This is a genomic window from Acinetobacter sp. YH12049 (assembly GCF_013419875.1).
GTDB classification, from domain to species: Bacteria; Pseudomonadota; Gammaproteobacteria; order Pseudomonadales; family Moraxellaceae; genus Acinetobacter; species Acinetobacter amyesii.
Window position 1 is genome coordinate 1 of the sequence record NZ_VOZH01000018.1, and the last position, 23,014, is coordinate 23,014.

Annotated in this window: 21 protein-coding genes; 13 read left to right on the forward strand and 8 right to left on the reverse strand. The window is 39.9% G+C overall.

Annotation, left to right across the window (positions count from 1 at the left end):
- Window positions 1–192: 192 nt before the first annotated feature.
- Window positions 193–1,044 carry a pirin family protein gene (locus FTU05_RS09480; protein WP_180165117.1) on the reverse strand — a complete coding sequence of 284 codons (852 nt, stop codon included), beginning with the start codon at window positions 1,042–1,044 and terminating at the stop codon, window positions 193–195.
- A gap of 102 nt (window positions 1,045–1,146) precedes the next feature.
- On the opposite strand from FTU05_RS09480, the gene FTU05_RS17915 reads away from it, so the two are divergent.
- A complete protein-coding gene (locus FTU05_RS17915; protein ID WP_257230106.1) occupies window positions 1,147–1,290 on the forward strand; it encodes a LysR family transcriptional regulator in 144 nt (47 codons plus the stop codon).
- Window positions 1,281–2,057 (forward strand): LysR substrate-binding domain-containing protein, encoded by a 777-nt coding sequence (locus FTU05_RS09485; RefSeq protein WP_373685290.1) that lies wholly within the window; start codon window positions 1,281–1,283, stop codon window positions 2,055–2,057. Before FTU05_RS17915 ends, FTU05_RS09485 begins: the two co-directional genes overlap by 10 nt.
- A gap of 107 nt (window positions 2,058–2,164) precedes the next feature.
- Here FTU05_RS09485 and FTU05_RS09490 read toward each other — a convergent pair whose 3' ends face one another.
- The 4 genes from FTU05_RS09490 to FTU05_RS09500 all read right to left on the reverse strand — a co-directional run bounded on the left by FTU05_RS09490 (window position 2,165) and on the right by FTU05_RS09500 (window position 5,983).
- On the reverse strand, window positions 2,165–3,121 hold the full coding sequence (locus FTU05_RS09490; RefSeq protein ID WP_180165119.1) for a TauD/TfdA family dioxygenase: 957 nt from the start codon (window positions 3,119–3,121) through the stop codon (window positions 2,165–2,167).
- Between the two features lie 221 nt (window positions 3,122–3,342).
- Window positions 3,343–3,477, reverse strand: coding sequence for a hypothetical protein (locus FTU05_RS17920; RefSeq protein WP_257220694.1), 135 nt, complete (start codon window positions 3,475–3,477; stop codon window positions 3,343–3,345).
- Window positions 3,470–4,681 carry an MFS transporter gene (locus FTU05_RS09495; protein ID WP_180165121.1) on the reverse strand — a complete coding sequence of 404 codons (1,212 nt, stop codon included), beginning with the start codon at window positions 4,679–4,681 and terminating at the stop codon, window positions 3,470–3,472. The genes FTU05_RS17920 and FTU05_RS09495 overlap by 8 nt, the downstream gene beginning before the upstream one ends.
- A gap of 243 nt (window positions 4,682–4,924) precedes the next feature.
- Window positions 4,925–5,983, reverse strand: coding sequence for an OmpW family protein (locus FTU05_RS09500; RefSeq protein ID WP_180165123.1), 1,059 nt, complete (start codon window positions 5,981–5,983; stop codon window positions 4,925–4,927).
- Window positions 5,984–6,426: 443 nt separating this feature from the next.
- Here FTU05_RS09500 and FTU05_RS09505 point away from each other — a divergent pair, with 443 nt between their 5' ends.
- Window positions 6,427–6,606 (forward strand): hypothetical protein, encoded by a 180-nt coding sequence (locus FTU05_RS09505; RefSeq protein ID WP_078190224.1) that lies wholly within the window; start codon window positions 6,427–6,429, stop codon window positions 6,604–6,606.
- A 59-nt stretch (window positions 6,607–6,665) separates the two neighbouring features.
- Here the strand turns inward: FTU05_RS09505 and FTU05_RS09510 are convergent, their stop codons facing one another.
- Window positions 6,666–8,123, reverse strand: coding sequence for a sensor domain-containing diguanylate cyclase (locus FTU05_RS09510; RefSeq protein WP_180165165.1), 1,458 nt, complete (start codon window positions 8,121–8,123; stop codon window positions 6,666–6,668).
- A gap of 197 nt (window positions 8,124–8,320) precedes the next feature.
- Window positions 8,321–9,109: a hypothetical protein gene (locus FTU05_RS09515; protein ID WP_180165125.1), complete on the reverse strand. Its 789-nt coding sequence runs from the start codon at window positions 9,107–9,109 to the stop codon at window positions 8,321–8,323.
- Between the two features lie 300 nt (window positions 9,110–9,409).
- On the opposite strand from FTU05_RS09515, the gene uvrB reads away from it, so the two are divergent.
- The 7 genes from uvrB to FTU05_RS09550 all read left to right on the forward strand — a co-directional run bounded on the left by uvrB (window position 9,410) and on the right by FTU05_RS09550 (window position 19,004).
- Window positions 9,410–11,431 (forward strand): excinuclease ABC subunit UvrB, encoded by a 2,022-nt coding sequence (gene uvrB, locus FTU05_RS09520; RefSeq protein WP_180165127.1) that lies wholly within the window; start codon window positions 9,410–9,412, stop codon window positions 11,429–11,431.
- Window positions 11,432–11,586: 155 nt separating this feature from the next.
- The gene (locus FTU05_RS09525; protein WP_111885539.1) at window positions 11,587–12,183 is read left to right on the forward strand and encodes a lipocalin family protein; all 597 of its coding nucleotides are present in this window, start codon (window positions 11,587–11,589) and stop codon (window positions 12,181–12,183) included.
- Window positions 12,184–12,310: 127 nt separating this feature from the next.
- Window positions 12,311–13,243: an EamA family transporter RarD gene (gene rarD, locus FTU05_RS09530; protein ID WP_180040491.1), complete on the forward strand. Its 933-nt coding sequence runs from the start codon at window positions 12,311–12,313 to the stop codon at window positions 13,241–13,243.
- Window positions 13,244–13,461: 218 nt separating this feature from the next.
- A complete protein-coding gene (locus FTU05_RS09535) occupies window positions 13,462–15,141 on the forward strand; it encodes a hypothetical protein (protein WP_180165128.1) in 1,680 nt (559 codons plus the stop codon).
- A 711-nt stretch (window positions 15,142–15,852) separates the two neighbouring features.
- The gene (locus FTU05_RS09540) at window positions 15,853–17,310 is read left to right on the forward strand and encodes a glyceraldehyde-3-phosphate dehydrogenase (RefSeq protein WP_180165130.1); all 1,458 of its coding nucleotides are present in this window, start codon (window positions 15,853–15,855) and stop codon (window positions 17,308–17,310) included.
- A gap of 293 nt (window positions 17,311–17,603) precedes the next feature.
- A complete protein-coding gene (locus FTU05_RS09545; RefSeq protein WP_180040489.1) occupies window positions 17,604–18,320 on the forward strand; it encodes an MFS transporter in 717 nt (238 codons plus the stop codon).
- Window positions 18,321–18,323: 3 nt separating this feature from the next.
- Complete coding sequence (locus tag FTU05_RS09550) at window positions 18,324–19,004, forward strand: hypothetical protein (protein WP_180040488.1); 681 nt, start codon at window positions 18,324–18,326, stop codon at window positions 19,002–19,004.
- Window positions 19,005–19,061: 57 nt separating this feature from the next.
- Here the strand turns inward: FTU05_RS09550 and FTU05_RS09555 are convergent, their stop codons facing one another.
- Window positions 19,062–19,916 carry an SDR family oxidoreductase gene (locus FTU05_RS09555; protein WP_180165132.1) on the reverse strand — a complete coding sequence of 285 codons (855 nt, stop codon included), beginning with the start codon at window positions 19,914–19,916 and terminating at the stop codon, window positions 19,062–19,064.
- A gap of 115 nt (window positions 19,917–20,031) precedes the next feature.
- Between FTU05_RS09555 and FTU05_RS09560 the strand changes: the two genes are divergently transcribed.
- The 3 genes from FTU05_RS09560 (at window position 20,032) to proB (ending at window position 23,008) form a co-directional block, all read left to right on the forward strand.
- Window positions 20,032–20,406, forward strand: a complete 375-nt coding sequence (locus tag FTU05_RS09560; RefSeq protein ID WP_078191873.1) for a helix-turn-helix domain-containing protein — start codon at window positions 20,032–20,034, stop codon at window positions 20,404–20,406.
- A gap of 213 nt (window positions 20,407–20,619) precedes the next feature.
- Window positions 20,620–21,834, forward strand: coding sequence for an Obg family GTPase CgtA (gene cgtA, locus FTU05_RS09565; protein WP_078190204.1), 1,215 nt, complete (start codon window positions 20,620–20,622; stop codon window positions 21,832–21,834).
- A gap of 40 nt (window positions 21,835–21,874) precedes the next feature.
- Window positions 21,875–23,008 carry a glutamate 5-kinase gene (proB, locus tag FTU05_RS09570; protein ID WP_078190202.1) on the forward strand — a complete coding sequence of 378 codons (1,134 nt, stop codon included), beginning with the start codon at window positions 21,875–21,877 and terminating at the stop codon, window positions 23,006–23,008.
- Window positions 23,009–23,014: the final 6 nt, after the last annotated feature.

Sequence of the window (23,014 nt, forward strand, 5' to 3'; positions counted from 1 at the left end):
TGTTCAAATGGCTATTCTACGTTTGATTGGTTTTGGAAAAAAAGAAGAATTTAAGAAAGTGCTAGCAATTTTAAGAAAGAAAAAGCCTGATAGGACAAGGATCCTATGAAATTTGTCGTGTACAGAGCCAAAATAGATATAAAAAAACCGCCAGAAGGCGGTTTTTTTATTGGGACTTTATCGTGGAAATATTTAAGCAAAATGACCATGTTGAAAATCATAAAATGCCTGACGTATTTCATCTTCAGTATTCATGACGAATGGTCCATGTGCCGCAATAGGTTCATTTAAAGCTTCGCCACTTAAAATAAGCAGTTTGGTTGCTTCAAAAGATTTAAGTTTCAAGCACGATACTTGGTCACTGACATATAAAGTCTGTTTCGCATCAAAGCGTTGACCTTCGATTTCGATCGCGCCACTTAATACTAAAATCATGTTATTCCACTGTGGGTTGAATGAAAATTCCTGTTCAACATTTGCATTCAAGCGCACATCCAAGACATTCATTGGGCTAAAGGTTTCAGCTGCACCCATTGTGTCTTCAAATTGGCCAGCAATGACGCGTACCACGACTGCATTTTGTGCAAGTTTAACTTCAGCAATATTGGCTGTAGTCAGTTCTTGGTAGCGAGGTTCAGTCATTTTGGCATGACTAGGTAAATTGACCCAAAGTTGTACCATGTCTAAATTTCCGCCAGTTTTGGCAAAATCTTTAGAATGGTGTTCTTCATGCATAATGCCTCGACCCGCGGTCATCCATTGCACTTCGTCTTTGGCAATACTGCCGTGATTTCCTTTAGAGTCAAAATGCTCCAATTCACCTTCATAAACAATGGTCACTGTTTCAAAGCCACGGTGTGGATGTGACCCAACACCACGTTGATGATGACTTGGAGAGAAATGATATTGGCCGGTATAGCCCATAACGAGGAATGGACTGGTTTGATTGCCCATTTCTTGCATAGGGAGCATAGAGTTTGTTGGGAAGCCATCGCCCACCCAAGTGCTACGATCACTATGATAAACACGTTTGATTGAATTCATAATTCAGCCCTCAATATATTGCTTCTGAGATCTATTATTGAGGTATAGTGAGGGAATGACAGGGCGAAAAACTCAACAGATTATTCTAAAAATGAAACAATCATGCAAAATTTAAATGACTATTACTATTTCGTGCAAGTGGTGAAATACCAAGGTTATACCAAAGCTAGTGAAGCATTGGGTATTACAAAATCTAAACTATCACGCCGTATCACAGAATTAGAGACCCGTTTGGGGTGCGTCTGATTCAGCGTAATACGCGTAAATTTACAGTAACTGAAATAGGACAACAGTTCTATTTGCATTGCTTAAAAATTTTAGAGGAAGTCAGCGAAACGGAAAACTTTGTGCTTAGTACGTTGAATGACCAACTCTGTGGCCAAATTAAAATCTCTTGTCCTGTGGCTTTGGTGGAAATGCCTGTTGCCAAAATGGTCACTGATTTTATGCAGCAATATCCAGACATCAGTGTGCATCTGATGGCGACCAATCATCGGGTTGATGTCATTGAGGAAGGCGTAGATTTAGCCATTCGTGTTCGTAATATGCCTTTAATGGATAGTGATTTGATCGTTCGAGATTTAGATGCTTGTGATCATGTTTTAGTGGCATCGCCACAACTTTTCTTCGAGCGTGAAATGCCACAGCAATTGGCTGAGATTCAAAATTTTCCGTGTATTGGTTTTGATCGGCCTAAACATTTTTGGGATTTTCGACATCGTGAAAAAAGTGAAACCCAACAAATTGAATTTCATCCACGCTTAAGAACTGACAGTTTTGGTGCGATGATTTCTGCTGCTCTTTCTGGCGTGGGAATCGCTTCTTTGCCCAAAGTGTTTGTACGTGATGCTTTAAAAAGTGGTGAGTTAATTGAGCTATTTCCTGAATGGCAATTGCCGCAAGGGGTCATCCATGTTGCATACGCGACACGACAAGGTATGCTGCCGGGTGTACGTGCGATGTTAGATCATTTGATTTCAGGTTTTAAGGCCTTAGATATAGATCATCCGTAATTTGAGCAGTGTTCTTATTGTTTTCATATTCTAATTATTTTGGGTTATTGCTCAAACACGGATTTTACAGGGTTATTTATTTTTTATTGTTGGCATGAAGTTCAACATTAGTATGGTCGTCCTCCTGCTAAGCTAATTCGCTTTAATAAGCGGCGTTGGTCTGAAGGGAAAGGGCGGCGTGAGTGTAATGTCGCTTGGTTATCCCAAAATACAATGTCACCTTCTTCCCATTGATGTTCATATCGAAACTCAGGTTTCAATAAATGTTCACGTAAAGATGCAATCAACTCACTGCCCGACTGATCATCGTAGTGAACCAATTCCACTTCAGATCGTTCATTTAACCACAGACCTTTACGGCCACTTTCTGGATGGGTACGTACAAGCGGATGTGGATAGGCATGTCCAACAATCGGTTGGTCTTTGAAACGGTAAAGCGGTGTAGCGCCATATCCCGTTGTGCCTTTATTATTTTTGGCACGGACAAATGGGTTGTATGTAATGAGTTGAAGTTGGTCTAAATGTTTTTGTGTCGCTTCATCTAAAGCTTCATAGGCTTTAATGGTGTTATACCATGAGGTTTGTCCACCGTCTTGTGGCAGTTCAATGGCATAGAGTAATGAACCAAAAGATGGCAGCGGAGTCCACTGATGGTCTGCATGCGCAGCCAATTCACCATGTCCAGTATAGTCACCTTTGCCGACTGCATTTGAAACAGGTACGACGTCTGGTGGTGTACCGGTATCATCTTGTGATGCTAGCACAGGAATATCTGCACCGGGACGGAAGATTGAACCGAAGTAACTTGCAAACGCGAGATACTGTAAATCATCTAGACTTTGATGTTTAAAAATTAAAATCAAGTGTTCTGCCAACGCTTGTTTTAAACGGTAGATGGTTTCCCCAGACTGTGCTTTACGCGCATCTAAACCATAAACCACAGCCCCCAAAGCTTGGTCATGTTGCACTTCAATACGAATTTCATTGCCATCTTGAAATTGTTCTGCTTGATGCCAACGTGGAGCATCATGGATGGCTTGTAAAAGTTGAGTCAATGCGGTCATTTCATAAGTTCTCAAATTGTTCTTTATTGAGACTTAATCTATGGAAGAAAGCACAGGTTGGAAAATTAAAAAATAAGCTAAGTTTATGAAAAACCTTACTATTAATACTAATATGCTGAAAATGCAGCTTTTATTGAATCGTGTAGAAAATAGCTCAAAAACTGCTGTTGTAGTGTTGATAAAACAGCAGTTTGAATTGGAATTAAGGCTTCTATGCGTCTTTAATGTGCACAAAACGCTTGGTTAAAGTATTCGAATAATTCAGGCGTTTGGCTCCATAAGCCGATGGACAATGCCAACAAGGCCAGAATACTGATGCCAATACTGAGTCGGAACCATAATGTTGAATTAGTCATGAATGACACTTTCCTCATTAACCATGAAATGTACCAATACTCCAAAAATACTCAGGACAATCGAAAAAATCCAAATGGCATTATAGTTACCGGTTATATCGTGGTTCACACCACCCAACCAACCACCAAAAAATGAACCGACTTGATGAGTAAAGAATACGATACCACTTAGCATACTGAGATATTTAACGCCAAACATATTGGCTACAATACCGTTGGTGAGCGGTACGGTAGAAAGCCATAGTAGACCCATAATGACGCCAAATGCATAGATTGTCCATGTGCTTAAAGGCAGCAAAAGAAAGGCAATAATGGCAATGCCACGTAAACCATACAGTCCCATTAACAGCTTTGGTTTGGAATATTTGCCGCCAAGCCAACCTGCTGTGTAAGTGCCGACAATATTAAACAGTCCAACGAGCGCTAGGAAAATAGTGCCTGTAGTAGCATTAAAGCCATGATCGATTAAATATCCCGGAAGATGGATGCCAATAAACACGACTTGGAAGCCACAGACAAAGAAACCAAGTGCTAGAAACCAAAAGGGTTTATGCTCCCAAGCCAATTGCAAAATTTGTTTAAAAGTCAGATAGGCTTCATGTGGATTGGTAGTATTTGGTGCAACATACATTGGTGCTTTTAGCATCCAAGCTAAAGGAATAATAAGTGCAATTAAAATGGCGCTGACCACTAAAGCTGAAGACCAACCAAATTTTTGCAGTAGTAGTAATGTAGAGGGCAGCATAATGAACTGACCAAAAGAACCTGCAGCACTGGCAATACCCATGGCTAAACTACGTTTTTCTGGATGCGCTGCACGTCCTACGGCCGAGAGTAATACTGGAAATGAAGTGGCCGAGAGAGCCAAACCTAGGATTAAACCTGCGCTTAAATTAAGCAGTAAACCGGTGGAGCTGACGGCCATGAGTAATAGTCCGAGAGCATATAATGCACCACCGACGGCGACCACGATCTTACTGCCATATTTATCTGCAAAAGCCCCAGTAATCGGCTGCACAGCACCCCAAATTAAGTTTTGCATGGCAATGGCAAGGCTAAATACGTTATGTCCCCAACCAAATTCATCACTCATCGGCACGAGATAGAGGCCAAATGCATGACGCACCCCTAAAGACAATGCCAAAATAATTGCACTGCCAATGAGCATGTAAATCAGGGGCTTCGAGAAACGAGTATCAGACATACAGCAGTCTACATTCTTTAAATTTAATCCAATGGTATTCGAATAAACGCAGAGTTGCGATTAAATTTAATTCACCAAACAATAAATTTTTTTTATAGGTAACTATGGATGAATAAAGGAAATTGACACAGCGGAAATTCAAAAGTGTCTAAAAGAGTTAGAAAAGGTATCTCAGAATAAAAGACCATATATAGCCTAATAAAAAAGACGGCTGTAGCCGTCTTTTTTTATTTAGGTTATTAATTAGAAACGCATACCGATACCTGCATATGCAAGAATTGGATTTACTTCAATATCGGCTTTAGATTTAATCAGTTCGCCGTGTGTCGCATCTGTAACGGTAATGGTTGTTTCATTTTGTAGGTGTGCATAGCTGACAGAACCTACAGCAAACCATTTGTCGTTGAAGTCATAGGTGAAGCCCACCGTCGCAACTGGAGCAAATACATCAGTTGCCTCTAAATCAACTTTTGGATTTGCCTTACTTGGTTTTCCTTCCAAAGAGGCGCCTGCATTACCTTCTTTAATGTTGGCAATCATGTGACCTGCGGCAATCAAATCTTTCTCAATTTGTGGATTCATTTCCAATTCATTGAAGTAGGCATACATCACGCCTAGACCCACATAGGGACGGAATTTATTGACGCCAGTTTTACCAAAGTGATATTGGATTTCAGCAGCCGGAGTCCATGCACGTGCAGAAGCTGCTGCACCATGTGCGCCTAAGTCGGTAATGAAAATATCATTTTCAAGTTCTAGATTTCCAAGTGCGCCGCCTAGTGGTTTTGCAATGGCTGAAAAGGGCGCGTAAATTTTCCCTGAGCCTTGTAAATCAACTTTTGGCGGAATACCCGCTTTCATTTCTAATGATACATTGTCAGTGAAGAAATAGTTGGTCATGATCCCAAGAGTAGTAACATCATCTGCTTCAAGACCGGTCCCTGGATTGTCCCATTGTTCAAGTCCTGAAATAGTGGCTTTACCACTCATTGCAGCAGGAACAGTGTCCAAAGTATTTAGTGCAACTTCTAGTAGGGGCGGAACTTTGTACCCTTCTCGAATATTGTCTTTTACTGTTTGTGAGCTAACATTGCCAACTTCTGCCTCATAGCCTTCATTGATGGCAGTATTTACACGGAATGGTTGTGCTTTACCTTGTGGCATAACATGTAGAGCACCGACAGAGACAGAAAAACGTTTGAAGCCATCGCCATCTTTTAAACTAAAATATGGTGAGTCTGCATGACTGATGATTGGTAGGGCAGCCATAGAAGCAGCAATGCACAATACACTTTTTTTCATTTTAAAGGACTCCATGTCCGTAAATTGATAATAATTTTTCTAAGTGCTCATTATTCAAAATTAGTGCGTAAAAAATGTTATAGAAAACAAGAATAAACGTAATAGTCCTGTAACATTCTTGATGATTTGTATTATTTGAAGGTTTTAATTAGGTATTTGTGTAAAAAAATCGAACATTTTTGAAATTTAGAAATGTTTCTATCTATTTGTATATATTCAATATTTATTGACATAAGTGACAGTGTGTTGGTTGATTTGGGTCAATAAAATAGTTTAAAACGACCATATTCAAAGCACTTTTTTGTGCTGTTGTCCTCTATAGTATAAAAATTCATAGCTGATCATTGAGTCTTTATATGCCAATCGAGGCTATTCACTCAAAGCCTTTTACACCAAAACCATTTTTTTTGTACAATAGCGCCAGATTCAATTGAGTTATTCGTATGAGTACGCAAAACCCTCCCAAGAAAAAGGCTTTAGTCAATTTGCCTTTTCCGATTAAAAAAGCTGAAGATAATGCTTCGGATGAAATCTTTGAAGATATGCGTCCAAAACCTCAGCGTTATGCTGACCGTACTTGGATGCCACCACGCGGTACACGTCGTTCGATGGGTAAGCGTTAAAAGATTTAAATAAAAAAGCCATGGTTCAAACCATGGCTTTTTATTGCAAATTATTGATGTTAATTGCGTATTTCAGACTGAATTCTTCGGTCTTTATTGAGATAATACTTTTTCTTCTGACGATACATATCCAGATCTGCACGTTTAAGCATATCGTCCATCCGCTCATTCAGCTCATTGGTGGCACAGCCAATCGAGATACTCATCGGTTGATGAGAATAAAATTGGTTATCGACCAATAATAACTCATTCAAACTTTGTAAGCAGTTTTGCAGCGCTGCATCATCTGCACCAGGTAATAGAATGACAAATTCATCACCGCCAATGCGCGAAGCAGAATAGGGCGTATGCTGAATAAGTTGGTTTAAAATGTTGCCCAGACGTCTGAGGATACTGTCACCAGCATCGTGCCCAATACTGTCATTGAGTTCTTTTAGTCCATTTAAATCAATAAAAATACAAGAAACAGGACGTAATTGATTGCGTTCGAGACGATTGAGTTCTGCGATATAAAATGAACGGTTATAGAGTTTGGTCAGGACGTCATGTTTACCTAAATATTCAAGATAATTTTCAGCCTTTTTACGTGCGGTAATATCAGTCAGAGCAACCTGCACGGTGCTCCAGTCGTCGAGATAATCAGGAAATACGGTAAATTGCAGCAAGACATGGCGAATACTGCCATCAAGTGCATAATTTACGGCTTCACGTTGATGATGTAGATTGCCATTCCAAAGTTCAATCAACTGTTCTTTAAAGGTTTGCAGCATTTCTTTGGCAAACACTTTATGTACATTTTTGAGCAATATTTCTTTGTTCGGAGCGCCAAATAAATCAAGCGTGGCTTGATTGACGTCAACGATCAGTATTTCTTTAATGCACTCTTGTACAAAATCGGGATGAACATCCAAAAAAGTGACAAAGTCTTCGATTTCTAAAGCGCGTAGCTGATCTAATTTGATTTTAATCCGGCTAAAATCTTCGACCCAAAGTGAGGTCGGAGAATAATGAAAACGCGCTTCTGCCAAATGACGACTTTGTTCTTGTAAACGGCAAGCTTCAGTATAAGAGGTGATATCTTCAGTCGTAATTAAGACGGCAGATAAATCCTGCTCATGACTCGGTAGCACAATGCCTTTGAGTTGAATGTCTAGGCGTTGTCCACTGAGCGTATAGTTCACAGCAGAATGGGAAAAATGCGTTTCACCATTCCACAATGCAACCAATTCTCTAATGTGTGTTTGACACATCTCCGCCTGAAAAACTAAATCCAGGTTTTGACATAAATGTTCAAAGTCACGTGCTTGATACAGTTCTAGTGTTTTTGTGTTGACCTGTAAGATTTTTATTTTTCTCGCACATTGCAAAATACGAGATTCATCTTGTTGAAGAAAAGTGGCGAGATCCTGCACACCTTGTTGACGCCAGAGATCAAATTGTTTTTTGACTTCACTGTAATCTTCAAGCCACATGGCAATGGGGGATAGCTCAAAAAAAGGAGAATCTAGCATGTCTATTTTATGTGCTCGTCATTCTTTATGATAATGTCAGCAAGTAGTATAAGACGAAAAAAATGATATTAAAATAATGTGATATGTAAAATAAGTTTTATTTTTAATGTGACTTAAGTCACTAAAAACCATTAAACAACCGTAGAAAAAAAGCCAATGTAGACTTTGGCTTTTTTAGGGGGGAGATATGGTGAAAAAAGTCTTTAGCGGCTGGCTTTACGAGCTTTATTTTCAGGTCTTGGTGCAGCGATTTCACGTTCAGCTTTCCAAACATCCATGAAATCTTTTTCATTAATATTGTACAGTTCAAGTAGGGCTAAAATGACGCCGCCAAACATCATTGGGCCTTCTGAGTTGCTTTGAAACTCAAATATTTTCCCATTCAATGCATGCAAAATATCTTCAATTTCAAAAATACGGTCACGACCATTGCTATCTGTCGGGTACATTTGGGTATTCAGCACAATTTTCGCAAGACTTTTTTCATTATCTGTTAAGGCCAGAACATCAACCAATTCATCTGCCGAAGGTGCAAAAATTACCGAGTCTTGAAAAATTGTATGTAGAAGTTTCGAAGTAAGTTTAGGTAAAGCTTTTTCAACGAAAGGACGGAATGAAATTGGAAAAATAACATTTCTGGAAATCCCCTTAAACATGGGAGCAATTTCTTCAACTTTATAGCCAGCGACACCACAGCCAATCGACGTAATGAAATATTTGGTCTTGGGGTGATTCTTGGTATAGATTTTAAAATCATCGACATAGTGTTGAATTTGTGACAACGGCATTTGTTGTAAATGCTCATTCATGGTTGGAATCGCAAAACTTTGACCTGCCCATCCACGACCAATACCATTCATTGCGCCAAAATGCTCTAGTGCGGTACGCGCTGCACCGCCAGCATGTTGACCTGCCATATTGCTGCCAAAAACAAAAATGGTATCTTCAGCTAAGTTTTTAACAATACTTTCGTCATGATATTGATAAGTCATAAAGTTTGATCTGTGGCGTCCTTTTGTCCATGTTGCAGGTGAAATTTACCTAGGTCAAGTATCAATCTGGGGTAAATGAACGCTTTATCTATGAGTTTTTTAGCTCAAAGAGTTTCTTCGAAAAAAATTGGCTCAATTAGGTGCTTTATAATTTTGAAGATGATGAAAAAATCTAGAAACTTATACTAAATAAAGATTAATTCTGTCTGTAAGAGACTTTGGCTTTTTACATAAATTTAGCGTTGTTTTGTGCAACTTTGCCCTCATAATAAAGCCCTATAAAAACTGTTGAAGAAGAGTGTGATGCAGGAACAGCCTTTTGAACTGGTAACACAATATCAGCCCGCAGGTGATCAGCCTCAAGCGATTGAGAAATTGGTCAAGGGGATTGAGAAAGGAATGCATGACCAGTTGCTTTTAGGGGTAACTGGTTCGGGTAAAACCTATACCATGGCAAATGTGATCGCTCGCACGCAACGTCCAACGATTATTATGGCGCATAATAAAACTTTGGCTGCGCAGCTTTATGGCGAGTTTAAAGCCTTCTTTCCGCATAATGCCGTGGAATACTTCGTCAGTTATTATGACTATTATCAACCCGAAGCCTATGTTCCATCTTCAGATACTTTTATTGAAAAAGATTCATCGATTAATGATCACATTGACCAAATGCGTCTTTCGGCAACACGGGCATTATTAGAGCGACGTGATGCAATTATCGTAGCGTCAGTTTCAGCTATTTATGGTCTAGGTGACCCGAATGCCTATATGAGTATGCTTTTGCATATCGTGGAAGGTGACCGTATCAGCCGTGATGACATCATTCGTCGTTTGGTGGAAATGCAATACACCCGAAATGAACTCGAATTCCTACGTGGCACATACCGTATCCGTGGTGAAATTATTGATATTTTCCCTGCAGAATCGGATCAAAATGCCATTCGAATAGAATTATTTGATGATGAAGTTGATTCAGTTCGATGGTTTGATCCCTTGACGGGCAAGTTGGTCCGTAAAGTGCCACGTATTACGATTTATCCAAAGAGCCATTATGTGACGCCTAAAGATAACTTGCAGCGTGCAATTGGGACTATTCGAGAAGAATTAACTGAACGACTCGGTTTTTTCCGCGCCAATGATAAATTACTCGAAGCACAGCGTATCGAACAGCGAACACGTTATGACTTAGAGATGATGCAGCAGCTTGGCTATACCAACGGTATTGAAAACTACTCACGGCATTTGTCAGGTCGTCCTTCAGGTGAAGCACCGCCGACTTTGTTTGACTATGTACCTGATGATGCCTTATTGATTATCGATGAATCACATGTGACTGTTCCGCAAATTGGGGCTATGTATAAAGGTGACCGTTCGCGTAAAGAAAATTTAGTGAATTATGGTTTCCGTTTACCCAGTGCGCTCGATAACCGACCAATGAAATTTGAAGAGTGGGAGCGGATTGTTCCTTCGACCATTTATGTCAGTGCAACGCCTGCACATTATGAAATGGAAAAGTCTGAACAAGTCGTTGAGCAAGTGGTTCGACCCACAGGTTTGGTCGACCCTGAAATTGAAATTCGTCCAGTGTTAACGCAAGTGGATGATGTATTGTCAGAAATTAATAATCGTAAAAACTTAAATGAGCGTGTATTGGTTACGACATTAACCAAACGTATGGCAGAAGATTTAACTTCATATTTGAAAGAATATGGTATTAAGGTCGCTTATTTACATTCTGATATTGACACTGTTGAACGAACTAAAATTATTCATGAATTGCGTTCAGGTGTATACGATGCAATTGTTGGGATTAACTTGCTGCGTGAAGGCTTAGATATGCCAGAGGTGTCTTTAGTCGCCATCTTAGATGCTGACAAAGAGGGGTTTTTACGTTCTGAGCGTTCTTTGATTCAAACCATTGGTCGTGCAGCGCGTAACTTAAATGGTAAAGCGATTTTATATGCAGATCGTATGACCGACTCCATGCAAAAAGCCATTGATGAAACGGATCGTCGTCGTAATTTACAGATTGCATTTAACCTTGAGCATGGCATTACGCCACGCAGTGCAGTGCGTCAAAACGTCAATGATATTGATACAGGTGAAGTGCTGACAGATGATGAAATCGATGCAAAAATTTCAGATCAGGCCAAGGCATTAACTGCAGATGAACGTCATTTGATGTCGGATCCAAAACTTCTGGCAAAACATATGAACAAGCTGGAAAAAGAAATGCTGAAGGCATCGAAAGATTTACAGTTTGAACAAGCCGCTCGATTACGCGATGAAATCTTGCGTTTAAAAGCACAGATGATTTCATAATTTTGTTAGACAAGATGCGGAATATTGTTTGAATGACATACATAATTCAGACAAGAAAATGATTTTTAGAGCAATTTTTTCCGCTAGAGTAAAAACACGAGAGAAAGAATTACTTAATGTTCATCGAATGTTTTGCATCGAAATGAGGCATAAAAATGACAACAACGAATCTTCCCAAAGCTGGTTTTAAACTCGCAAAAATTGCACTTGGTGCAGCAGTGTTAATTGGTTTGGGTGCAGCCACAATGGCCTATGCACAGACGAAACCGTTACAGACTGTGGAAAAAGTCGAGCTCGATCGTTATTTAGGTATGTGGTATGAAGTAGCTCGTAAGCCTATGGTTTTTCAAAAAAGCTGTGACCGTGATGTGATTGCGGTTTACACGCTAAATGAAAATGGCAACATTAATGTCAATAATCGCTGTGTATCTAAAGATGGTACCAAGAAGCAATCAATAGGCGAGGCATTTGTACAAAATGCACCGTTTAACACGAAATTAAAAGTTAGTTTCTTACCAGAAGCCATTCGTTGGTTGCCTGTGGGGCGTGGTGATTATTGGGTACTCAAAGCCGATGAAGACTATCAAACAGTTTTGGTGGGTGAGCCACGTCGTAAATATATGTGGGTTCTTTCTCGTTCGGCTCATCCAGATCAGGAAGTGATTCAGGAATATCTAAATTATGCGCAATCTGTTGGTTATGATTTATCAGATATTATTCATACCAAGCAGACAGTGAAACCTAAAACCTAAATAATTGAACAAATGCTAAAAAACCATGCCTGTGCATGGTTTTTTATTTGCTAGAATGTCCAGGTGAGAAGCTTGATTGATCAAGCAAAATATCAAGATTATGTAGTCATTTTGACTGGAGTGAAAGATGTATAAAGGCGTAGCATTGTCTGTATTGGCATCGGTCACTTTTGGTATTTTGTATTTCTTTACCATCTTTTTAAAACCTCTAGATAGCGAGCAAACTTTTGCATGGCGCATGTTGGCGACCTTGCCATTTTTAACCTTATTTATGTGGTGGATGAAAGATTTAAACAAAGTTAGTGAAATTTTTTGGCGAGTGGTTAAGCAGCCGATCTTTCTCATTTGGTTAATCATTAGTTCATTTTTATGTACTACACAGCTTTGGTTGTTTTTGTGGGGACCAATTAATGGCCGAGGGCTAGAAGTATCTTTAGGGTATTTTCTATTGCCCTTAGTGATGGTTCTGGTTGGATGTGTACTGTATAAAGAAAAGCTGTCTAAATGGCAGATGGCTGCCGTGGCACTGGCAATTTTAGGGGTCGGCCACGAAATTTGGCGTATTGGCAGTATCGCGTGGGAAACTGTCTATGTCGCTGTGGCTTATCCGATTTATTTCTTTTTACGTCGTACCTTTAAAACCGATCATTTGGGTGGTTTTTGGTGGGATCTTTGCTTAATTTTGCCTGTAGCCTGTTATTTAGGATTTATTCATAGCGATAGTTTAGCGCTGATGTCGTTATTCCCGTATCTGATTTTGGCGGTTTTAGGACTCGGGTTTTTGAGTGCGCTTGGCTTAGGTAGCTATATGTTGGCGAGTCGTTATTTGCCATTTGTGATTTTTGGTTTGTTGAGTTATTTAGAACCCGTGTTGTTAGCTTTTGCATCCATCGCATTGGGGGAGCGAGTAGAAGCCGAAGAATGGCTGACCTATATTCCAATTTGGGGTGCGGTATTGTTATTGGTGATAGAAGGTGTTTTGCATCTGTTTAAACAAAAGCAAAATGAACGTGCGCTAGCAAAAAATGTAAAAGCGTTAAATGATCGAATCGATTCTTAAACTGAAAATAGTGGTACGATAAATTGATCAGTTTACAATTAATGCTTGCTGTTTTTTAGTAAAATCTTAAACTTAGAAAATTAAAACACGCCATGATTCAATTTATTGTTTAGGAAGAACAGCATTGAATGATGGTGTACAAAAATATTTATTTTAGATAAAAATAAACTGAAATCGATAAAAGATCGATTAAAGAACCAAGATACAGGAAGCAGTCAGTGGTTGTCCCATTTCATCAAAGCGCCAAACTTTTACAGCTAGAGCCTGTGTTGGATCAGCATTGGCGGAGTATTGTATCTGAAGTATGCACTGATCTTGATCAATCCAATTTAGCACAGATACAGCAGGTGTTATCGCAAAAAGGTATTCGTTGGGAGTCTTCATCACAGTCGTATCAAAGAGATGTACCGATGAATTTGGGCATGCTGATGAAAGTACTAAAATATGATGTCATGCGTGAGCATGCACAGTATTTGGCAATACAGCTCGAAGAACTTCGAACATTGACAATGAGTATTCAAATTGCGCATAAATTAGAAGAAAACTTAATCTATATCAATAAAATAGATGCCGAAGAAGATTTTGAATTACAGCATGAAAAAAACGTATTACATCGGCATTTCATTTTAAATGCTGCACAAATCATCCGTGAAATGGATTTGATTGCGCCGAGTGATGCACGTGAACTCACTGCCCAGCAAGTCAAAATTTTCTTGATCGAAATTTTCTTAAAGTCACATATGTTGGGGCAATTTTTTGATGCCACTATCCCGAAATCGTCTGAGATTTGGCAACATCCGATTTTTAAATACTATTTAAAGCGTGAACAAAAAACGAGATATTTACAAATCGTACAAACATCTGAGTTTATTTATATTTTGTCGCCTGATTTAGATTGGACGACGCAGTATTCCGCTACACGGTTTTTATCGACAAAGCACAATGACGCTTTAGCAGACGACGTTTTTGATGGGGTGGCCATAGATTTAACTACTGCTTTAGAGAATCAGCAAATAGAACAATTAAAAATTCAAGTGTCAAAGCTAGCATCCATTGCAGGTTTTATACATTTAGATCTACAAAATTTAATGCAGCAACTCCATATACGGGTAGATAAGCATCTACTTTTGATGCTGCATGTAGAGGATGCCACTCAACAATTGGCGACGGTTTTACCTGCTTTTGAGCAGCAGTTCAATGAATTGATTTTGAAGCCATTACATCAGACTGTTCAATTTCAACTAAGTGAGCAGATACAGCATGATTTTGTCTTTTTTCATTGCATGCAAATATCTCAAAAGCTCATCACGAGTCTAAATGTCTTGAGTAGTTGCCCTAAGTTTGAGGCAAGTTTGGAGTTGAAACGACTGCGACTTCAACTACAGGCTTGGCAAGTACTGTTGTTGAAACGGTGTACGCACATTTTTAATGTTCAAAACGAAGATGAGTGGGAGTTTCATCATCATCAGTCACAGCAAATTCATACGGCGCTGAAGGCGCTCTTGCAGTCGGTCGATGATCAACAGAAGATCTTTGCTACAGAAGCAACTGTAGAAAATACGGGTGCCCATGGCGCGCATGTTGGATTTTCCAAACGCATGACGAAAACAGGGGATTATGAAAGCCTTGAAGCCGATGCTTTAAAAGCGCAGCAGCAAAAAAAGCGACAAACTTATATGCAGGTTTTAATGTTGCTAAAGGAACATGCGTCACAGCTCGTCAATCTCGATTTTGAGCCATGTGAAAATGCCTTAAAGGTGCAGTCTTTTAGTGATCGGAGATATTTTGCGATTAGTGCTGGAGAGAATGGTTTAAATGCACTACCGAAAATATTAGAGCTGAGTGTAAATTTCTTTGATTTTAATCTAGAAAAGTTTGCTGAGAATCTGAAAAATTAACTGAATTTTAAATATTGATCTGACTTTAAAACTAATGTTAGGCAGTAACATTAGAGGCGTAATTTGATTCAAATAAAAGAACGATACGCGGTAATGTCATCCGCAATTGTCTGAGACAGTGTTACTTCTAATAAAAAATGTTTTTGCAATACTTTGAATAAATTGACGGTAGTGAACGAGTTTTGCGGTGAGGAGCATTGCTCCGCAAGATGGTTTCCTTATGAAGCACGCTTCTCATTTTGCCAAATGAGAAACAACGTTTCGTAAGAGTACCTCCAGCTGAAGGCTAAACCCTTTATTCAAACCTCAGATGTAAGACTCCGTCGAATATTCTTAAAAATCATTTAAAAATGTGAAATTATTATTACGAGCTTAACATCAGTAAAAATACAATAAATTGACCAAAATAAAAAAACACCGCAATTTGAAAAATATAAATATTCGTGCATCTTAGAGCTAAATGTGCTGAGATCTGGTTGATAAAACTACATTTGAAATTTTGTGACAAAAATCTGCTAAAAAGCCGGTTTTTCAACTTTCGGCTATAAAATCATAATACTAATCATGATTATTTTGAAAATTGATAGTGAATATATAACAAAATAACCTTGTCGAAATCTGCTTTTAGATTCATTAATTTTCAGTTTTCCATTACAATTGTGGGGTTTTGAAATTTATGCTTAGATTTACAATTAATTAGAGGACGTATCTGTGAGCAAAGACACTATCGTTGCCCTACATGCAGAGCACCAAGGTCGCTGGAAAAACCGTGAAGAAATCGCGGAACGTATGATTGCCCTAGTGGGTCAGTTATATCGTGAAAAAAACATCGTAGCTACAGTATACGGTCGTTCTTTAATTAACCGTTCGGTTATCCAAATTCTTAAAGCGCATCGTCGTACTCGCGTACTTGACGTTGAACTTTCAGTTGTGAACACTTTCCCAATTCTTGAAGCATTGGCAAAATTGGAAAACATCGGTACTGCTGAAATTGATCTTGGCAAACTTGCTGTTGAGTTCAAAGAAAAAGGCGGTGATGTTGACGCATTCGTTGCTGACGCTGTTAAATCACTTGAAGGCAATGCAACTAACGTTGAAAACCGTGATGTTGTACTTTACGGTTTCGGTCGTATTGGTCGTATCCTTGCACGTTTGATGATCAGCCAATCTGGTTTAGGCCGTGGTCTTAACCTTAAAGCAATCGTTGTTCGTAAATCATCTGACGGTGACTTAGAAAAACGTGCGTCTTTGTTACGTCGTGACTCTATTCATGGTCCATTCGCAGGTACAATTTCTGTTGATGAAGAAAACGAAGCAATCATTGCTAACGGTAACTTCATCAAAGTGATCTATGCGTCTAACCCATCTGAAGTTGATTACACTGCTTACGGTATTAACAATGCACTTGTAATCGATAACACAGGTAAATGGCGTGATTCTGAAGGTCTTGCACAGCACCTTAAATGCGCTGGCGCTGCACGTGTAATTCTAACTGCACCTGGTAAAGGTGACATGAAGAACGTTGTATACGGTGTGAACCAAGCTGACATCCTTGATGAAGATACAATCATCTCTGCTGCAAGCTGTACAACAAACGCGATCACACCAACACTTAAAGTGTTAAACGACAAGTACACAGTGATCAATGGTCACGTTGAAACAGTTCACTCGTTCACGAATGACCAGAACTTAATCGACAACTACCATAAAGCTGACCGTCGTGGTCGTGCTGCTACTTTAAACATGGTAATCACTGAAACAGGTGCTGCTAAAGCAGTTGCTAAAGCACTTCCTGCTCTTCAAGGTAAATTGACTGGTAACTCAGTACGTGTACCTACTCCAAACGTATCTCTTGCAATTTTGAACCTTACTTTGGGTCAAGATGTTGACCGTGAAGAAGTGAATGAATACATTCGCCAAATTTCAATCAACTCTAACCTTCAAGGTCAAATCGGTTATACAAACTCAACTGAAGTTGTATCGTCTGACTTTATCGGTTCACGTACTGCTGGTGTGTTTGACGCTCAAGCGACAATCGCTTCTGGTAACCGTTTAACTGCTTATGTTTGGTACGATAATGAAGTGGGTTATAGCTGCCAAGTATTGCGTATTGCTGAGCAAATGGGCGGCGTAAGCTATCCAAAAGTTCCTGCTGAAACTAATGCTTAATTAGTTCACGCTGTAAAAAAAGGGCCTCATTTGAGGCTCTTTTTTTATCTAAAGAGTATGGGTTAAAAACTTAAGGCATAGATGACGAATGGATTGATCAAAAGCATCAAAAGTTCTTGTTTTTTCTGCCACTGTTAGATGAGTGTGAGTCATTTATAATGAAAAGCTGACTAAAATGTTCAAGTTTTAAGTTGATGAAATTATTAAAGAATTAAATACAAAAAATTGCAAACTGGTTTGTATAATGTGTTCAAAATGAGACTGTAAAAAATAAAAAGCAAAAGGAATTTAGTTTGCAAGCAAAGCACATGCTCAGTGGATTGGCATTTATTGTGTTTGCTGCGCTCTGTGGTGTACTTATCGCCATTTGGGTGTTTAAGCACTTTAATATTTATATCCCGCTAGAAAATCAGAACGTCAATATTGACCTGCAAGAGCCGTTACAAGCCGAAGTCAAAATTCATGATGCCTTGGATGTGGACGTGACAGGGCGGGTGAATGCTGAAATTCCGATACATGAAAATTTAAATATTCCCTTAACTCAAACGCTGACACCACGGGTGTATTTTGATAATCAAGTCCCAATCAAGACCACGATTCCAGTACGTGAAACTTTGAAAGTGAATCAAAACCTTCCTGTGAATACCAAAGTGAAAGTTAAAGTCATGGGGCAGGATGTGACTTTGCCACTCAAAGGTGATATCCCGATACAATTGGATATTCCAGTGAATATGAATGTGCCTTTGGAGCAAAAAGTACATTTAAAATTTGATGCGCCAGTCAAAACCGTGCTGAAAGAAAACCTACATATTCCACTGAATGCAAATTTAAAAACCAACATTCCTATTGAAGGTAATTTGAATGTTCCAATTAAAACGGCATTAAAAGCGACAGTGGATGTGCAAAATACGTTGCCCGTTCAAATTAAAAAGGGTGAATTGGTGATTCCACTAAAAACAATGCGACTCAATAGAGAGCATGCCAAAACTGAAGCGATAGCTCAGGAGTAAGTCATGTGGATATTTCAATCGGCGAAGCGCATCATTTTGAGTTTTATCGCAGTTGCGTTATTGGTTGCGCTGCTATTTTGGTTGTATTTAAATATTTATGCGTCGATGCAAGTACGTGCAAAAAATGCTGATATTCAATTGTCGCATTCACTACCCACCAAAATTTCCGTTGGCAATTATTTGCAAACGCAGTCTATTGGGACGTTGGATACGCAGATTGCTTTAGATCGGAAGCTGCAACTACCCTTGAAGGGAAAATATCTGGCAGATTTGCAGTTTAGTGTAGAGGTTCCCATCTCTGTGGATATTGATTATTCCACCAATATTCAAATTAACCAGACGATGCCACTTGAGGCGACCACAGATTTGGTGATTAAAAATAAACTCGTGCCGAAATTTCCGTTAAAAATGGATATTCCTGTCAAGTTAGATGTGCCTTTTCATTTGAAAAGAACCTATAACATTCCTATTCGAATAAATTTTAATGGTCCAGTGTATTTTGAGTTTAATGAAAAAGTCGATTTGCATGTGGTACATCAGTTTGCACCACAACTCAAACTCAATGACCCGATGACCATGCGAAAAATCGCAACCTTTAATGCCACGATGTATAACGCAGAGCGAAATACCAAGGCAAATTTAGATATGAATATGGATTTGCCGATAAAAAATGTACATCCATAAGCGTGATTCAACTCAAAAAAAAGCCCGAATCAATCCGGGCTTTTTTTTTGTTCGATCTTATTTTAAAGCAGCTTCAACAGCACTACGTAGAGAAGTGGTTGGGTGACCGAGTAACTGTTCCAAGTCTTTACGATCACTTTGCATTGCACCGTCAATGCTATTGATATCGGCATCGACGATCACATCTACAAGACCAGCGGGTAAGCCAGCTTGTAATAGGCCTTGTGTGTAGTCTTCAGCGGTTAGATTTTGATAGTGGACCTTTTGACCTGAAACTTGCTGTAAGGTTTCAGCAAGCTGTGCCAAGGTGAAGCTGTCTGAGCTTGCAAGTTCATAGGTTTTATTCTCATGACCAGAGCTTGTAAGTACTTTTGCAGCTGCTTCAGCATACTCAGCACGGGTCGCTGCATTAATTTTCCCATCCTTTGCTGCACCAAATAGGGTGCCTGTTTCAACCACATGTCCTGCAGCGGCAAGATAGTTTTCGACATACCAGTTATTTCGTAAGAAGGTATAGGTTAAACCACTAGCTTGAATCAGACTTTCTGTTTCACGATGTTCTTGAGATAAACCCAATGGCGATGTATCAGCACGTAACAGGCTGGTATAAGCAAGATATGGAACTTTCGCTTCTACTGCAGCATCAATTACGGCTTTGTGTTGTGGAGTACGCCGACCAATTTCATTGGCAGAAATGAGTAATAATTTATCGACACCTTGTAGTGCAGGAACAAGTGTATCTGGTTGATCATAGTCAAAATGACGAAGTTCGATGCCTTGAGCTTGTAGAGATGCTGCTTTTTCTGGTGAGCGAACTAAAGCGATGATGTTTTCGTCCGCGGTTTCTTTCAATAAAAATTGAAGGACCAATTGGCCTAGTTGACCTGTTGCACCTGTAATTGCGATTTTCATATTTAAACCCTCTGATTATTGAATAAATGATCTTGATGGTTGAATCTTAATCTGTTAACTTACTAAATGTAAGTACATACCAAAAAGTAAGTTAGTGACTTTGAGGAAAGATTTAATGAACACATACGCTACAAGTAAATTATTAGGTCAAGTTTTATCCACAGATTGTCCATCTCGAGAAATATTGGAACATCTCACCAATAAATGGTCAGTATTAGTTTTACGTTGTTTGACTGAAGGGGTACACCGTTTTAGTGAACTTAAGCAGCGGATCGAAGGGGTGAGCGAAAAGATGCTGGCTCAAACGCTGAAAATGCTCGAGCAAGATGGTTTTATCTTACGGACAGTCTATCCAGTCGTGCCACCCAAAGTTGAATATCAACTGACTTTAATGGGCTCGCAGGCTGCAGAAAAGTTAATGCATCTAATTGGTTGGGTTGAACGAACCTTGCCTGAAATTATTGAAGCCAAGGAAAATGCACGTAAATAGTGTTTGGAAATGGGTAGTGAAATTCGTTTGCCATTTATCAAAGGTACTTTGATGATGAGCTAAAGATTTTCGAGTGAGGTGCGGATTTTCCTAAAAATTTGCATCAGTACCAAGATGAATGAAATTTATAGTATTGCTGAATAATATTGTTCGAGAAATTCTTTAAAATATGGCAGAATAAGCGGTTTTAAAGTTTTTAGAGGATTGGCAAACATGCGCTTTGTTGATGAAGCAGTCATTACCGTAGAGGCTGGCGACGGTGGCAATGGCGTAGCCAGTTTTCGCCGTGAAAAATTCGTACCATTTGGTGGTCCAGATGGTGGTGATGGTGGTCGTGGCGGTAACGTATACGTTCAAGCCGACAACGACACAAGTACCCTAGTAGATTATCGTTATACACGTAAATTCCGTGCAGAACGTGCTAAAAATGGTCGTGGAGCGAACTGCTCAGGCCGTGGCGGTGAAGATACCGTATTGCTCGTTCCAGTGGGCACAACAATTGTAGATACAGAATCTGGCGATATCATCGGCGACTTAGTGGCTGACGGTCAGCGTGTGTTAGTGGCAGCAGGTGGTGAAGGTGGTTTGGGTAATACTCACTTCAAATCTTCAACAAACCGTTCTCCACGTAAATGTACACACGGCTCAAAAGGCGAATATCGTGAAATTCGTCTTGAATTAAAAGTACTCGCAGACGTTGGTTTGTTGGGTATGCCAAATGCGGGTAAATCAACCTTTATCCGTGCAGTTTCAGCAGCAAAACCAAAAGTTGCAGATTATCCATTTACCACAATGGTGCCAAACCTAGGTGTGGTTGATGCCGATAGTCACCGTTCATTTGTAATGGCGGATATTCCGGGTCTAATCGAAGGGGCTGCAGAAGGTGCTGGTCTAGGTATTCGATTCCTGAAACACTTGGCGCGTACACGTATTTTATTGCACATCGTAGATGTTCAACCGATTGATGGTTCTGACCCTGCGTACAATGCAAAAGCAATTTTGGAAGAGTTGAAAAAATTCTCCCCAACACTTTCAAAATTACCTGTTGTATTGGTACTCAATAAAGTAGACCAATTGGCGGCTGAAACGCGTGATGAATGGTGTGATCACATTCTCGAAGAGTTGCAGTGGAAAGGCCCTGTATTCAAAACTTCAGGTTTAACGTTTGAAGGTACTAAAGACGTTGTGTATTACCTGATGGATCAAATTGAAGAGCAGCGCGAACGCGAAACTGAAGATCCTGAATATGCTGCAGAAGTTAAAGCGTTCCGTGATCAGCTTGAAGCTGAAACACGTGAGCAAACACTCGCTGCGAAAGAAGCATATCGTGAAATGCGTCGTCAACAACGTCTGGCAGGTCAAGGTGAAGACTTTGATGATGAATTTGAAGACGGTGATGATGAGGCAGAATCGTACTACGTACGTTAATTGCTGAATAAGTGTCAAAGCAAACAAGTCTGAGGACAAGATGATAGAAGTGGTAGATGGGCAACGTCAGCTCAAGGGTTGTAAACGTATCGTTGTTAAAATCGGATCATCACTACTCACAGCAAACGGAAAAGGGTTAGATCTGGATGCAATCTCGCATTGGGCGGGACAAATTGCAGAACTACACAATGCAGGACACGAGATCATTCTTGTGTCTTCCGGTGCTGTGGCTGAAGGGATGGTACGTATGAATTTGGACAACCGACCCACAGATCTACCCAGTCTACAGGCTTGTGCTGCCATTGGTCAGATGGGCTTAATTCATACTTGGTCTAGCGTATTAGAACAACGTTCGATACGCACAGCGCAAGTTCTGTTAACGCATGATGACTTGGCAGACCGTCGTCGCTATTTGAACTCTTGTGATGCTTTGCAGCATTTGATCGATTGGCGTGTGATTCCTGTGATCAATGAAAATGACACAGTGTCGACTGACGAAATCCGCTTTGGCGATAACGATACTTTAGCTGCGATGGTGGCTGGACAGGTTCATGCAGACCTCTTGGTGATTCTAACTGACCAAGAAGGTATGTTCGACTCTGACCCACGTTCCAATCCAGACGCAAAACTGTTCCATACAGTACGTGCAATGGATGAATCATTATTCGATATGGCGGGCGGCGGCGGTAAATTCGGTCGTGGTGGTATGTTGACCAAAGTTCGTGCGGCACGTTTGGCAGCCAAGTCAGGTTGTCCAACAGTCATTGCGAGCGGCGATAGCGACAATGTACTTTCACGTGTGATGGCCGGTGAATTACTCGGTACCTTATTCATTACGGATAATGACCGTGTCACAGCCCATCAACAATGGTTAGCTGCACATTTACAAACAGCTGGTCGTTTAGTGATTGATGATGGTGCAGTCAAAGCCATTCGTGATAATCACCGCAGTTTATTACCTGTCGGTGTGAAAGCAGTTGAAGGGCATTTTGAACGTGGTGATGTGGTGGAATGTGTCGATACACAAGGTCATCGTGTTGCCGTCGGTCGTGTAAACTTCAGTTCACGTTCGGCCGAAATCGTCAAAGGTTTGGCCTCAGATAAAGTTCATCAAGTTTTAGGGGAAGCCCGATCACTTGAAATGATCCATCGCAATCATATGTCGATTTACTAAATTGAA